Origin of the sequence: Hydrogenophaga palleronii (assembly GCF_031457455.1) — a bacterium.
GTDB lineage: Bacteria > Pseudomonadota > Gammaproteobacteria > Burkholderiales > Burkholderiaceae_C > Hydrogenophaga > Hydrogenophaga palleronii_A.
Map to the genome: position 1 here is coordinate 56,784 of NZ_JAVDWU010000012.1, position 13,478 is coordinate 70,261.

Sequence of the window (13,478 nt, forward strand, 5' to 3'; positions counted from 1 at the left end):
ATTATCCCGAAGGCCGAGCCATGCGAACGGGTTTTCCAGTTGGCACTACAGTCGACCGTCCAACCGCTGGAACCCATCTTCATGACCCGACCTGTCCTCGCCGAGCCCTTCCTCCACCCCGCCATTCGCGACAAGGTGGCCCACCTGCACCGCGATCTGCTGGACCAGGTGCAGACGGCTGTCGCCAGCCATGCTGTGGTGGTGATCGGCATGTCGGGCAACCCTTTTGTGGCCCAGGCCCGCAAGGCACTGGCCCGGGCAGAAGTGCCGTTCCAGTACCTGGAGTTCGGCAGCTACCTCTCGCAGTGGCGCCGCCGCAACGCGCTGAAAATGTGGACCGGCTGGCCCACCTTGCCCATGGTGTTCGTTCGCGGCGTGCTGGTGGGCGGCGCCGAAGACCTGAGCCGACTCGTGACCTCCGGTGAACTGAAGGAACTGCTGGCGAAATGAAACGACGAGCCGAACACCCCCCAGTGGCCGAACACTGGCGCTGCGATGTCGGCGCCGCTTCGGTGGCGGTCATCAACATTCCCGCATCGCTGGACCGGCGCCGCACTTTTGATGTGGACGTCACGCTGGTGGTGCGCACACCCCTGGAACACCGAGCGCCCTGGCACGAACTCACGGTGGAGCTCGACGGCAAACGCCAATGGCAGCGTCGCGTGTCCAGCCACAGCCCCGGCCAGACCGACGGCCTGGACTACCACTGCCACGTGCAGCTCGAAACAGGCCGGGCGTTGCGCATCCGTGCCGTGGCGGCCGTGGGAGGCTCCAGCGTGCATCAGCTGCTCATCGAGGCGCGGGAAGATCTCTGAAACGTGAACACATGATCAGCGAATGAGCCCTCGTGCCCGCAGAGCGGCAACCTCGGCCGGGCTGCGCCCCAGTTCGCGCAACACGGCCTCCGTGTCTTCTCCCAGATGTGGCGCCGCCTGGCGCACCGCCCCCGGCGTGAGCGAGAGTTTGGGCACAATGCCGGGCACCTCCACCACATGCCCATCTCGGGTGTGCTGGGTCAGGATCATCTCGCGCGCTCGGTAGTGCGGGTCTTCGGCAATGTCGCGGGCGGTGTAGATGCGCCCCACGGGCACCTTGGCTTCATCCAGCAGTTCCAGCACTTCGCTCACTGTGCGCTGCTGCGTCCAGGCTTCGATGGCCGCGTCGACCTCCGCCACCGATGCCACGCGACCCGAGTTCGTGGCCAGGTCGGGCCGCTCGGCCAGGTCGGTTCGGCCAATGGCCGTCATCAGCCGCCTGAAGATGCTGTCGCCGTTGCCGGCCACCAGCACCTGGCCGTCGCGGCAGCGGTAGGCATTGGAGGGCGCAATGCCCGGCAAGGCGCTGCCCGCCGGCTCCCGCACCGCACCAAAGGCGCTGTATTCAGGCAGCAGGCTTTCCATCACGTTGAACACCGCCTCGTGCAGCGCCACGTCGATCACCTGCCCCTGCCCGGTGGCATGGCGGTGGTTGAGCGCCGCGAGAATGCCGATCACGCCGTGCAGCGAGGCCAGCGTGTCGCCGATCGACACGCCGCACCGCACGGGCACGCGCCCCGGCTCACCGGTGAGGTGGCGCAAACCGCCCATGGCTTCGCCAATCACACCAAACCCTGGTTTGTCGCGGTAGGGGCCGGTCTGCCCATAGCCGGATATGCGCAACAGGATCAGCCCAGGGTTCGTGGCTGACAGGGTGGCGTAGTCCATGCCCCAGCCTTCGAGCGTGCCGGGGCGGAAGTTCTCGACAAGGATGTCGGCCTGGTCCACCAGTTCGCGCGCCAGGGCCTGGCCTTCAGGCTGGCGCAGGTCAATCGCCACAGAACGCTTGTTGCGCGACTGCACCTGCCACCAGACCGAGGTGCCGTCCTGGATCAAGCGCCACTGGCGCAAGGGATCGCCCCCTTCCGGCGGTTCGATCTTGATCACGTCGGCCCCCAGATCGCCCAGGGTCTTGGCGGCAAACGGCCCGGCAATCAGTTGACCCATCTCGACCACTTTCAGCCCCTGCAGCGGGCCGGTTGAAGGGGTCGGTGTCGACGATGAAGGCATGCGGGAAGTCTCCTCTGGTTTTCAACGATCCGAATCTGGCGCAAGCACGCCGTTCGCCTCAATGCTCGCACAAGGCGGCACGTTGCAATCTTGCGATCCTCAGTGCACCACCGGTTTCGCCCCCAGCCATTGCCCGCTGGCGCACAAACGCTGCATCAACCCCACCACCAGCCCGCTCACCGCCTGACAGGCATGCGAGCGCGGCATGTGGGCGGAAGCACAAATGGCGAGCACGCGATCCAGCGGGGGGCTGCGCACGGGCGTGGCGCGCAGCAGGCCGGCCTCGATTTCCGGCTGCAGCGGCATCACCGGCAGCAAGGTGCGGCCCAGGCCGGCCAGCAGGGTGGTGCGCAGGATGCTGATGGAGCTGATGTCGGCAAACACCTGGGGAGGCGGCAGGCCAGCGGCTGCAGCGGCGCTTTCGATGATGGGCCTCACACCATGCGGGCTGGCCGGCAGGATCAGCGGCTGCGCCAGCGCCTGCTTCAACGTCACACTGCGACCGCCACCGCGCACGGGTTCGGTGGCCGGTTCGATCAGGCACAGTTGCTCGCTTAACACCCGCGTCACCGCGAAGCCGGCCAGGTGCCCATCGTCGAACAGCACCGCCAGCTGAATCTGCCCTGTGCGCAACTGGCGGCTGAGGTTGCCTGTCAACTCCTCGGTCAGCTCCAGTTCCACCTGGGGAAAGCGCTGCCGCACCTCACGAAGCAGGGGCAAGGCCAGCGCCTGGGACACGCTGTGGGGAATGCCAAACACCACCTTGCCCGTCGGCTCTTCGTCTGCCTGCCGGGCACTGGCGCGCGCCTCTTCGGCCTGGCGCAGGATCGACACCGCGTGCGGGAAGAACCGCTGACCCGCCTCCGTCAGTTCCGCACCCCTGCGCGAGCGGTTGAACAGCGCGGCACCCAGCTCCCCTTCCAGTTGAGCAAGCTGGTGGCTGAGCGCTGATTGCGCCACGAACACCCGCTCAGCCGCCTTGGTGAAACTGCCACTGTCGGCGATGGCGACGAAATAGCGCAGTTGTCTCAGTTCCATGCCCGGCGACCTCATCCATCTGAAAACCAGATGATAGCGTCGATCATCTGTATTGGACAGATGGATTGGAAAACCGTCCAATGCACCCATCAACCTCTCTTGCCAACCCGCACCGGCAGTCACCCACTACCGGCCCCCGCCCACCGGCGAACGCGATCGGCAAACGCACTTCTTACCGGAGGTGTGGTGTGGGTCTGATGCCCGGCCCCATTGCGGGGCAGTGGCTCACGCTTAGATCTGGAAGCCGTATTAGATGGTGATGGGCGCGTGGTCGCTGAACTACTCGGCCTTGTAGATGGCTGCCGTACGGGTCAGGGCAGGCGTAGCGGTAGTCAATGCGGCAAAGCGCCTACGATTGCCAGTTGCATCGCAGGCCCGAAGCCTAAAACGAGATAGCTTGAAACTTGGCGCCTGGAGAATGCTGCCAAGGCACCCGATACGCACCACCGCTGACGCGGGCGGAATAGTCGACTATCTGCGGCCACCACCTCACGAACCGTTCAGTTTGCATCCAGAAACCATGCTTCGACCATTGGCTATCAAGAACGAAAACCGTGTGCCCCGCCCTCCGAATTGCCTCGCGCTCCGCGCCGTGCTGCTTTTTGAATCGGTCTATGGAAACGATGTACCAGGGGCCATCATCGGATAGCTCGCCAATCCACTTGAGATCAGGAGCGTTTCTCTCGAATCTGTCGGTGAGGTGAATGACCTCTTCCACACCCGACGTAAGTGCCGACAACTCCCTGATGCCATGAGCCAAGTGGCGCGAAAGATTATTGTCGAAGAAAAACTTCAAGCGGCAAGTCTTTCTTCGAAGTCTACGGCCGCCGTCACCATATCTGGCGTGATGTCGAAGACCCGTGCCACCATTGCGCGGTCTCGGCCTTCCGCTAGGAACGACGCATGGATTGTGTCGGTGGGAATGCCCGCCTCGGTTAGTACCGGCGTGCCAAATTGCACAGCAGGATCCAGCACGATAGCCTTGCGCCTGTTGACGGGGAACCATCGCAGTGCACCGTCGTGACCGTACTCAATGCCGGCATACAAAGACGGTTTGATGATGTCCGAGAAGACGTATTGCTTGCGCAGTACATCAATCAGGCGAGGTTCGCCAGTCGCTTGTTCAATAGCTTGAAGGAAGATCCGCTTGCCATCTGTCAAGAAGTTGCGGCTTGTCAGCGGATAGTCGGCCCCGAAGTTGCGCGCCGCTGCATCAACCGTCGCGCGAATGACCTTCAGGTCGACCCCATGACGCACGAAAGCCGCAACCATTCGAAGCTCAAGCAGATCGCGGAAACCTATGACCTCGTCGGGCAGCCCTTCATCTCGGAGTTGAGTTCTCCACAAGGGCTCGGAACGGACGCTTCCACCTTTGTACTTTCGCGAATAGCCTTGCAGCCAGCGGCGGATCGCGCGAGGCTCCGCATCCACCAATTTTGCTGCTTGGTGGAGTGGGTAAATGCCCGTCCCGATGATATTCATGCGTCGTATAAAGAGCGTCGAACGAGAGTATGCCAATGTTCTTGGAGCAACTGTACCCCCGATATCCCTGCCATCTGACGCCTGTGGTCAGACCGCTCAGATCTGGAAGTCGTATTCGATGGTGATGGGCGCGTGGTCGCTGAACTTCTCGCCCTTGTAAATGGCCTCGGTGCGCGCAAGCCCCGCCATTGCAGGCGTGGCCAGGTGGTAGTCCAGCCGCCAACCCACGTTGTTGGCGTAGGCCTGGCCTCGGTTGCTCCACCACGTGTAGCAGGTGTCGGTGGTGTCGGGCTGCAGGTGGCGGTACACGTCGACCAGGCCGCCGTCGTTCAACAGCTTGGTCATCCAGGCGCGCTCTTCGGGCAGAAAGCCGCTGTTTTTCTGGTTGCTGCGCCAGTTCTTCAGGTCGATCTGCTGGTGAGCGATGTTGATGTCGCCGCAGAGAATGAAATCGCGCTCGCCCTTGAGTGCGGTCAGGTGTGGGTAAATCAGATCGAGGAACCGGTACTTGGCTTGTTGCCTCAGTTCACCTGACGAGCCACTGGGAAAGTAGGCGCTGATCAGGCTGAGCTTGCGCTGCGGTGTGTCGAAACGCAGCTCAAGGTATCGGCCCTCGCCATCGAACTCCCCCCGATCAAACCCCACCCGCACATCGCTGGGCTCGTGCCGCGTGTACACGCCCACGCCCGCATAGCCCTTTTTCTCAGCGCAATGGAAGTAGCCCTTGAGGCCGCCGATTTCCTCGAACCGCCCGGCCATGTCGGCGGGCTGCGCCTTGACTTCCTGCACACAAATACAATCCGGCTGGTGTGCAGCCAACCAGGGAACCAGCCCCTTGTTGCTGGCGGAACGGATGCCGTTGAGATTGAGGCTGGTCAGTTTGAACAAGGAAATCCCCATGGTTTTGGAAGCAGGCGCAAAGGGCGCCCCTGCAGAATTGGCTGCCGGCGGTGCACTGGCACAGGACTTCGTGCAGTTTTGTGTGGACTCGGGCGTGCTGCGGTTTGGCGAATTCAAGACCAAGGCCGGCCGACTATCGCCCTACTTTTTTAATGCCGGCCTGTTCGACGACGGCGCCAAGCTGAGCCGGCTCGCGCAATTCTATGCAAAAGCCCTGCTCGACAGCGGCATCGAGTTCGACATGATTTTTGGCCCGGCCTACAAGGGCATCCCGCTCGGTGCGGCGGTGGCCATCGAACTCGCCCGCCTGGGTCGCAACGTGCCGTTTGCCTACAACCGCAAGGAAGCCAAGGACCATGGCGAAGGCGGCACCCTCGTGGGTGCACCGCTGAAGGGGCGGGTGCTGATCGTGGACGACGTGATGTCGGCCGGCACCGCGGCGCGCGAGTCGATCGCCCTGATCCGGGCGGCGGGCGCCACACCCAGCGCGGTGGCCATTGCCCTGGACCGCCAGGAAAAAGCCACCGAACCAGGGCCCGACGGGCAGGTGCGTGATGTGGAGCACAGCGCCGTGCAGTACGTGCAACAGCAACTGGGCATGCAGGTCTGCGCCATTGCGAGGCTGGCCGATTTGTTGCAATATCTGACAATTCACACCGGGGCGGAACTCGACGCGCACCGCCAGCGCGTGCTCGCATACCGCGAGCGCTACGGTGTTGCGTGAAGATTTCCAACGTGCCACTTGCTGAACACACCTCCTCTCGAAACCGGTCGCGCGCGCTGGGTCTGAGCCTGCTGCTGGGGGTGACCTGCGTGGCCAGTGCCCAGACACAGGGGCAGAGCTCAACCCAGAGCATCTACACCTGCGTGGACGGCAACGGCAGGCGCATCACGTCGGACCGCCCGATCAAGGAATGCCTGGACCGGGAGCAGCGCGAGCTCGGCAGCAGCGGCACGGTGCGCCGGGTGGTGCCACCGAGCTACACCGCAGAAGAGCGTGCGCGCATCGCTGCGCAGCGCCGGGCAGAGGAACTGGAGATTTCCCGAGCCAACGAAGAGCGGCGTCGCGAACGCGCCCTGCTGATCCGCTACCCCAACCAGGCCGTGCACGACCGGGCGCGTGCTGAAGCGCTCTCTCAGGTGGACGAGGTGATGGGCGCGGTAAAAAAGCGCGAGGAGACGTTGGCCGAGCAGCGCAAACAGATCGATGCCGAGCTGGACTTCTACCAGGGGGATCGCGAAAAAGCGCCCAGCTGGCTTAGGCGCAAGCTCGAAGACAATGAAGAGCAGGTGTTCGTCCAGAAGCGTTTCCTGGACGAACAGACCAAGGAAAAACAGCGCATCAATGCGCGCTTTGAAGAAGAGCTGGGTAAGCTCCGCCAGCTCTGGGCCACGGGTAGCACCTCGGGCAGTGCCACGCTGTCGCGCTGACCCGCACCCGGCAAGCGATCACTGCAGCTTCTGGCGCAGCACGTCGTTGACCTGCTGCGGGTTGGCCTTGCCCTTGCTGGCCTTCATGACCATGCCCACCAATGCGTTGAAGGCCTTGTCCTTGCCGGCGCGGAACTGTTCGACCATGGGCGCGTTGGCGGCCATCACCTCGTCGATGATGGCTTCGAGCGCACCGCTGTCGTTCATCTGTTTGAGGCCTTTGGCTTCAATGACGGCGTCCACGTCCTGACTTTCACCAGACCAAAGCGCATCCATCACCTGCTTGGCCGCGTTGTTCGACACTGTGCCATCGGCGATGCGCGTGAGGAGGGCTGCCAAGGTTTCGGCGTTCACTGGTGCCTGCGCAATGTCCTTCTCTTCGTTGTTCAGCCGCCGCGAAACCTCCCCCATGATCCAGTTGCTGGCCATCTTGGCCTGCCCACTGGCCTTGGCCGCCACCTCGAAATAGGCCGCCATGGCCTGACTCTGGGTCAACGTGGTCGCGTCGTACTCCGGCAGTGCGTACTCACGTACAAAGCGCTCGGCCATCTGGCGGGGCAGTTCGGGCATGGTGGCCTTCACCTGGTCGACCCAACTGCGCGCAATCACCAGCGGTGGCAGGTCCGGGTCGGGGAAGTAGCGGTAGTCGGCCGCGTCTTCCTTGGTGCGCATGGCGCGGGTTTCGCCGGTGTCGGGGTCGAATAGCACGGTGGCCTGCTGGATCGCCAGGCCGTCCTCGATCTGCTCGATCTGCCAGCGCACCTCGTAGTCGATGGCCTGCTGCATGAACTTGAAGGAGTTCAGGTTCTTGATCTCGCGCCGCGTGCCCAGCGGTTCACCCGGCTTGCGCACCGACACGTTGGCGTCGCAGCGAAACGAACCTTCCTGCATGTTGCCGTCGCAGATACCGATCCAGGTCACGATCTTGTGCAGCTCCTTGGCGTAGGCCACGGCCTCGGCGCTGGAGCGCATGTCGGGCTCGGTCACGATCTCCAGCAGCGGTGTACCGGCGCGGTTCAGGTCAATGCCCGACTGCCCGATGAAATCCTCGTGCAGGCTCTTGCCCGCGTCTTCTTCCAGGTGGGCACGCACCAGGCGCACCGTCTTCTTCTCGTCGCCCAGGAAGAAGCTCACCTCGCCGCCCTGCACCACCGGGATCTCGAACTGGCTGATCTGGTAGCCCTTGGGCAGATCGGGGTAGAAGTAGTTCTTACGCGCGAACACGCTTTGCTCGGCGATGTGCGAACCCAGTGCCAGGCCCAGGCGAATCGCGTGCGCCACCGCTTCGCGGTTCATCACCGGCAGCGTGCCCGGCAGAGCCAGATCCACCGCACAGGCCTGCGTGTTGGGCTCGGCGCCAAAGGCCGTGGGCGCGCGGCTGAAAATCTTGGATTTCGTGGCCAGCTGGGCGTGCGTTTCAAAGCCGATCACGACTTCGTAGCCTTGCACGAGCAGCGACGCTTCTTTCTTGACTGTGTTCATCTCAAAAACCTCTTTCAATTCGCGATGCAAGCGCGAGGTGCCTCTTTCGCGAGTCACCGCGGAACCGGCTTTGCCGGGCCGCTGGTGACGCCCCCTTGAGGGGGTGACGCCGAGGGCGGCGCGGGGGTGTTTTCAATTAAAGCGCAGGTGCGCGCTTGTGCCAGTCGGTGGCTTGCTGGAAGGCGTGTGCAGCCTGCAGCAGCTCGGCCTCCTTGAAGTAGTTGCCGATCAGTTGCAGCCCCACCGGCAAGCCGCCCTCGCCAAAGCCGGCGGGCACGCTCATCCCGGGCAGGCCGGCCAGCGATCCTGGCAGGGTGTAGATGTCGGCCAGGTAGTTGGCGACCGGGTCGTCGCTCTTTTCGCCGATCTTCCAGGCCACGGTGGGCGCGGCGGGGCCGGCGATCACGTCGCACTGCTCAAACGCATTCTGGAAGTCCTGCGCGATCAGGCGGCGGATCTGCTGCGCCTTGAGGTAGTAGGCGTCGTAGTAGCCATGGCTCAACACATAGGTGCCGATCATGATGCGACGCTGCACCTCAGGCCCGAAGCCTTCGCTGCGCGACTTCTTGTACATGTCGATCAGGTCGTCGTACTGGGCGGCGCGGTGGCCGAACTTCACGCCGTCGAAGCGGCTGAGGTTACTCGACGCTTCGGCGGGGGCAATGATGTAGTAGACGGGAATGGCCAGTTCGGTGCGCGGCAGCGAGATGTCGACCAGCGTGGCGCCCAGTTTCTCGTACTCGGCCAGCGCGGCGCGCATGGCGGCAATCACGTCGGGCGCGCAGCCGGCACCGAAGAACTCCTGTGGCAGCCCGATGCGCAAGCCCTTGAGCGGCTGCGCCGCAGTCGCCCCTTCCCGCGGCTGGCCCAGCAGACGGGTGTAGTCCTCGGCCGGGTGATCCAGGCTGGTGGAGTCGCGGTCGATGTCCGGCCCGGCCATCACGCTCAGCAACGTCGCGCAATCGGCGGCACTGTGCGCCATGGGGCCGGCCTGGTCCAGGCTGGAGGCGAAGGCGATCATGCCGTAGCGCGAGCAGCGGCCGTAGGTGGGCTTGATGCCGGTGATGCCGCAGAAGCTGGCGGGCTGGCGGATGGAGCCACCGGTGTCGGTGCCGGTGGTGGCGGGTGCCAGGCGCGCGGCCACGGCCACGGCCGAGCCGCCCGAGGATCCGCCGGGCACGCGCGTGGTGTCCCAGGGGTTGCGCACCACGCCATAGGCGGAGTTCTCGTTGCTGCCGCCCATGGCGAATTCGTCGCAGTTGAGCTTGCCCAGGGTCACGGCGCCGGCTGCGGCCAGCTGGCTGACCACGGTGGCGTCGAACGGGCTCTGGTAGCCCTCCAGCATCTTGCTGCCGGCGGTGCTGGGGAAACCCTGGGTGACGAAGATGTCCTTGTGCGCCAGCGGCACGCCCAGCAGCGGGCCGCGTTCGCCAGCGGCGATGCGCGCGTCGGCAGCCTCGGCCTGTTTGAGCGTCAGTTCTTCATTGAAGGCCAGGTAGGCGCCCAGGTTGCTGTGCTGTTTCGCGCGCGCCAGCAGGGTTTGAGCGGCTTCGACAGACGAGGTTTGTTGGTGGCGAATAGCTGCGGCCAGTTCGGCCACGCCCATTTCATGGATCTGCTTGGAATTCATTTGTCGGCCCCCACGCTGGTCACTTCGTGTACTGCGCTGCCCCCCAGGGGGGTGCGAACTTGCTTGAGGCGGCTCTGCGCTGCGTTCATTCAATCACCTTGGGCACAAGGAACAATCCGCGCTCGACGGCCGGGGCGCTTCGCTGGTTGGCCTCGCGGTTGTTGGGTTCGCTGGCCACGTCCGGGCGCAGACGCAGCGAAACGTGGTCGATCACGGCGGTGGGATGGGCCAGCGGCTCGACGCCGGTGGTGTCGACCGCGTTCATCTGTTCGACGATGTCGAAGAAGCCGTTGAGCTGGGTGCGCATGCGCTCGCTCTGGGCCTCGGAAAGCTCTAGCCGGGCGAGGTTGGCGATGCGCCCGATGTCGGACAGGGTCAGGGACATGACGGAAACCGTTTGCGGATGGGGTGGACGGGAAGGAAAGCGAAAGCCTGCCCGATGTCGTAAAAAGCGGGCTGAAACGGGAGGTAAACAGCTGATTTAGCCCCGTTTCACAGGCTGTTGTATACGGGGGATACGGTATTATCCAAGGTTTGGCGACAGTGCCCGTGCAAGCGCGGTTGATTTGCCATTGAATCAAATACTTAGAACCGGCCACCGCCCACACCGCCCAATATTGGCGACGACCGCACGAGGCGGCGGATCGTGCCACACAGGATTTTTGCACCATGTTTGAAGCGTTCCGTCGGCAATTTTCCACCGACCTGGCCATCGACCTCGGCACCGCCAACACCCTCATTTACGTGCGACACAAGGGCATCGTGCTGGACGAGCCTTCGGTGGTCTCCATCCGCCACGAAGGTGGCCCCCAAGGGAAGAAGACCATCCAGGCGGTGGGCCACGAAGCCAAGGCCATGCTGGGCAAGGTACCCGGCAACATCGAGGCCATCCGTCCCATGAAAGACGGTGTGATCGCCGACTTCACAGTGACTGAGCAGATGCTCAAGCAGTTCATCAAGATGGTGCACCCGCGCTCGATGTTCAAGCCGAGCCCTCGCATCATCATCTGCGTGCCCTGCGGTTCCACCCAGGTCGAGCGTCGTGCCATCCGCGAATCGGCCCTGGGTGCCGGCGCTTCCGAGGTCTACCTGATTGAAGAACCCATGGCCGCAGCCATTGGCGCCGGTCTGCCGGTGTCCGACGCTTCGGGCTCCATGGTGGTCGACATCGGCGGCGGCACCACCGAAGTGGGCGTGATCTCGCTGGGCGGCATGGTCTACAAGGGCAGCGTGCGCGTGGGCGGCGACCGCTTCGACGAAGCCATCATTGCCTACATCCGCCGCAACTACGGCATGCTGATCGGCGAACCCACGGCTGAAGCCATCAAGAAGGAAATCGGCTCGGCCTTCCCCGGTTCCGAAGTCAAGGAAATGGAAGTCAAGGGCCGCAACCTCTCCGAGGGTGTGCCGCGCAGCTTCACCATTTCCAGCAACGAAATCCTCGAAGCCCTGACCGACCCGCTGAACAACATCGTCTCCGCCGTGAAGATGGCGCTGGAACACACGCCCCCGGAACTGGGTGCCGACATCGCCGAACGCGGCATGATGCTCACCGGTGGTGGGGCACTGCTTCGCGATCTGGACCGCCTGCTGGCCGAAGAAACCGGGTTGCCGGTACTGGTGGCCGAAGAACCGCTGACCTGTGTGGTGCGCGGTTGCGGCATGGCCCTGGAGCGCATGGAGCGCCTGGGCACGATCTTCACCAGCGAGTGAGTCGGTCGCCGGCCTGACCCCGGGCCCGCTCAAGAGACCATTGCCTTATGCCACTTGGCACCCTGGACCGGACACCTCCGCCCTTCTTCAAGCAGGGTCCGTCGGCCCTGTCCAAGTTGATTGTGTTCAGCGCCGTGGCGCTGTTTCTCATGGTGGCCGACGTGCGCTTTCAGGTCACCGGGCCGGTGCGCTCGGCCATGGCCACGGTGCTCTACCCTGTTCAGTGGCTGGTGATGCAACCCATCCAGGCTGCCGCCACCGCGGGCGGCTACCTCACTTCGCTGCACCAGGCCCAGCGCACCGAAAGAGAGGCCCTGGAGCGGCTCGCCATCCAGGCAGCGCGCAGCCTGCAGGTGGAACAGCTCCTGCAGGAGAACCAGCATCTCCGGGCAATGCTGACCATGCGCGAGCGCAGCGAGTCGGTGGCCACCGGCGCGCAGGTGTTGTATGACACTGCCGACCCGTATTCACGCAAAGTGGTGATTGACCGCGGCCAGGCGCATGGCGTGGTCGCCGGTTCGCCGGTGATCGACGAGCATGGCGTGCTGGGGCAGGTCACCCGGGTGTACCCCCTGCTCTCGGAAGTCACCCTGCTGATCGACCGCGATCAGGCCATCCCGATCGTCAACGCACGCACCAGCGTTCGGGGCGTGGCCTTTGGTCAACCGTCGGCCAGCGGAGATGGTCTCGAATTGCGCTACACGCTGACCAGTGCCGACATCGAAGAAGGCGATCTGCTCACCACCAGCGGCGTCGACGGCGTCTATCCGGCTGGGCTGCCTGTGGCCAGGGTGACCCGAATCGAACGCCGCTCAGAATCCGCTTTCAACCGGGTGGAATGTGAGCCGGTGGCCCGGGTGCAGGGCGCGTTGCATGTGCTGGTGCTGAGCCCTGTGGGCCTGACACAACCCGCCCCACCGGCACCCGAGGCCCCGGGTGGCCGGCCGGGGCAAGGCGGCCGGGGCGACCTGCCTGGCAGACGGGGCGCCGCGCCATGATCATGCGCCCCGGCCAGCAACTGCTGTTGCCTGCCAACCCGGTCTTCATCTGGTTCACCCTGCTGGGCGCGCTGTCCATCAACATGTTCCTGAACATGGGCCTCTGGGGACGTGCGGCCTGGGTACCCGACCTGCTGGCGGTGGTGCTGGTGTTCTGGAGCGTGCATCAGCCCCTGCGCATTGGTGTGGGGGTCGCGTTTGCGTTCGGCCTCGCCATGGACGTGCACCAGGGTGCCCTGCTGGGACAGCACGCGCTGGCCTACACCGTGCTGGGTTTCTTTGCGATTTCCATGCACCGCCGCCTGCTCTGGTTCGCGGTACCAACGCAGGCGGTGCAGGTGCTGCCCTTGTTCGTGTCCGCGCATGTGCTGCTGATGCTGGTGCGCCTGATTTCGGGCGGGGTGTTTCCGGGCTGGTCGTATTTCCTGGCACCGGTGCTGGAGGCAGCGCTGTGGCCTGTGGTGAGCGTGCTCCTGCTCGCACCCCAGCGGCGGGCACCCAACCCTGACGACAACAGGCCATTGTGAACACGAGCCCCCACGCTCCGCCGCAGGGCTTGTTGACCCCCACGCTCCGCCGCTGGCGCGGGTCGCTGCCCCCCGAGGGGGCTGATCCGGCTTGGGGCGGCCCGGCGCCGGATCGCGCTAACCTCCCGCCCCGCCGCTTGCTCGGGTCTCGCCTTGCAGGCTGCGGCGGTCTTGATGAGCATGCGGGTGAAACCATTCGCGGATTGGCGGGTCCATTCCGTTACTGCACACT

The 13,478-nt window shown here is 64.3% G+C and carries 15 protein-coding genes; 7 read left to right on the forward strand and 8 right to left on the reverse strand.

All coding sequences use genetic code 11. From position 1 onward, the window contains the following. Positions 1-81: 81 nt before the first annotated feature. Both J2W49_RS22595 and J2W49_RS22600 read left to right on the forward strand, forming a co-directional pair. On the forward strand, positions 82-450 hold the full coding sequence (locus J2W49_RS22595) for a glutaredoxin domain-containing protein (RefSeq protein WP_310321471.1): 369 nt from the start codon (positions 82-84) through the stop codon (positions 448-450). Beyond that, entirely contained in the window at positions 447-815 is a 369-nt protein-coding gene (locus J2W49_RS22600; protein WP_310321473.1) for a hypothetical protein, read from the forward strand. The genes J2W49_RS22595 and J2W49_RS22600 overlap by 4 nt, the downstream gene beginning before the upstream one ends. Before the next feature lie 15 nt (positions 816-830). On the opposite strand, the gene J2W49_RS22605 is transcribed toward J2W49_RS22600, so the two are convergent. The 5 genes from J2W49_RS22605 to J2W49_RS22625 form a co-directional block, all read right to left on the reverse strand. Further along, positions 831-2,045 carry a CaiB/BaiF CoA transferase family protein gene (locus tag J2W49_RS22605; protein ID WP_310321474.1) on the reverse strand — a complete coding sequence of 405 codons (1,215 nt, stop codon included), beginning with the start codon at positions 2,043-2,045 and terminating at the stop codon, positions 831-833. A 99-nt stretch (positions 2,046-2,144) separates the two neighbouring features. Then, the gene (locus J2W49_RS22610) at positions 2,145-3,083 is read right to left on the reverse strand and encodes a LysR family transcriptional regulator (protein WP_310321476.1); all 939 of its coding nucleotides are present in this window, start codon (positions 3,081-3,083) and stop codon (positions 2,145-2,147) included. Positions 3,084-3,465: 382 nt separating this feature from the next. Then, positions 3,466-3,879, reverse strand: a complete 414-nt coding sequence (locus tag J2W49_RS22615; protein WP_310321477.1) for a PIN-like domain-containing protein — start codon at positions 3,877-3,879, stop codon at positions 3,466-3,468. Continuing rightward, a complete protein-coding gene (locus J2W49_RS22620) occupies positions 3,876-4,565 on the reverse strand; it encodes a DUF433 domain-containing protein (RefSeq protein ID WP_310321479.1) in 690 nt (229 codons plus the stop codon). The genes J2W49_RS22615 and J2W49_RS22620 overlap by 4 nt, the downstream gene beginning before the upstream one ends. A 96-nt stretch (positions 4,566-4,661) precedes the next feature. Further along, positions 4,662-5,453: an exodeoxyribonuclease III gene (locus J2W49_RS22625; RefSeq protein ID WP_310321481.1), complete on the reverse strand. Its 792-nt coding sequence runs from the start codon at positions 5,451-5,453 to the stop codon at positions 4,662-4,664. Positions 5,454-5,463: 10 nt separating this feature from the next. On the opposite strand from J2W49_RS22625, the gene pyrE reads away from it, so the two are divergent. Together pyrE and J2W49_RS22635 are read left to right on the forward strand one after the other, a co-directional pair. After that, positions 5,464-6,189, forward strand: a complete 726-nt coding sequence (gene pyrE, locus J2W49_RS22630; protein ID WP_310321483.1) for an orotate phosphoribosyltransferase — start codon at positions 5,464-5,466, stop codon at positions 6,187-6,189. 11 nt (positions 6,190-6,200) lie between these two features. Then, positions 6,201-6,896, forward strand: a complete 696-nt coding sequence (locus J2W49_RS22635; RefSeq protein WP_310321486.1) for a DUF4124 domain-containing protein — start codon at positions 6,201-6,203, stop codon at positions 6,894-6,896. Positions 6,897-6,914: 18 nt separating this feature from the next. On the opposite strand, the gene gatB is transcribed toward J2W49_RS22635, so the two are convergent. The 3 genes from gatB to gatC form a co-directional block, all read right to left on the reverse strand. Continuing rightward, positions 6,915-8,378, reverse strand: a complete 1,464-nt coding sequence (gatB, locus tag J2W49_RS22640) for an Asp-tRNA(Asn)/Glu-tRNA(Gln) amidotransferase subunit GatB (RefSeq protein WP_310321487.1) — start codon at positions 8,376-8,378, stop codon at positions 6,915-6,917. A gap of 136 nt (positions 8,379-8,514) precedes the next feature. Beyond that, entirely contained in the window at positions 8,515-10,008 is a 1,494-nt protein-coding gene (gene gatA, locus J2W49_RS22645) for an Asp-tRNA(Asn)/Glu-tRNA(Gln) amidotransferase subunit GatA (protein WP_310321489.1), read from the reverse strand. Positions 10,009-10,093: 85 nt separating this feature from the next. Continuing rightward, positions 10,094-10,393, reverse strand: coding sequence for an Asp-tRNA(Asn)/Glu-tRNA(Gln) amidotransferase subunit GatC (gatC, locus tag J2W49_RS22650; protein WP_310321491.1), 300 nt, complete (start codon positions 10,391-10,393; stop codon positions 10,094-10,096). 284 nt (positions 10,394-10,677) lie between these two features. Between gatC and J2W49_RS22655 the strand changes: the two genes are divergently transcribed. Genes J2W49_RS22655 through mreD form a run of 3 tightly spaced genes read left to right on the forward strand, consistent with a single transcriptional unit; the run spans position 10,678 to position 13,246 of the window. Then, on the forward strand, positions 10,678-11,721 hold the full coding sequence (locus J2W49_RS22655) for a rod shape-determining protein (protein ID WP_310321492.1): 1,044 nt from the start codon (positions 10,678-10,680) through the stop codon (positions 11,719-11,721). Positions 11,722-11,768: 47 nt separating this feature from the next. After that, on the forward strand, positions 11,769-12,719 hold the full coding sequence (gene mreC, locus J2W49_RS22660; protein WP_310321493.1) for a rod shape-determining protein MreC: 951 nt from the start codon (positions 11,769-11,771) through the stop codon (positions 12,717-12,719). Next, a complete protein-coding gene (gene mreD / locus J2W49_RS22665) occupies positions 12,716-13,246 on the forward strand; it encodes a rod shape-determining protein MreD (RefSeq protein WP_310321494.1) in 531 nt (176 codons plus the stop codon). The genes mreC and mreD overlap by 4 nt, the downstream gene beginning before the upstream one ends. Positions 13,247-13,478 lie beyond the last annotated feature (232 nt).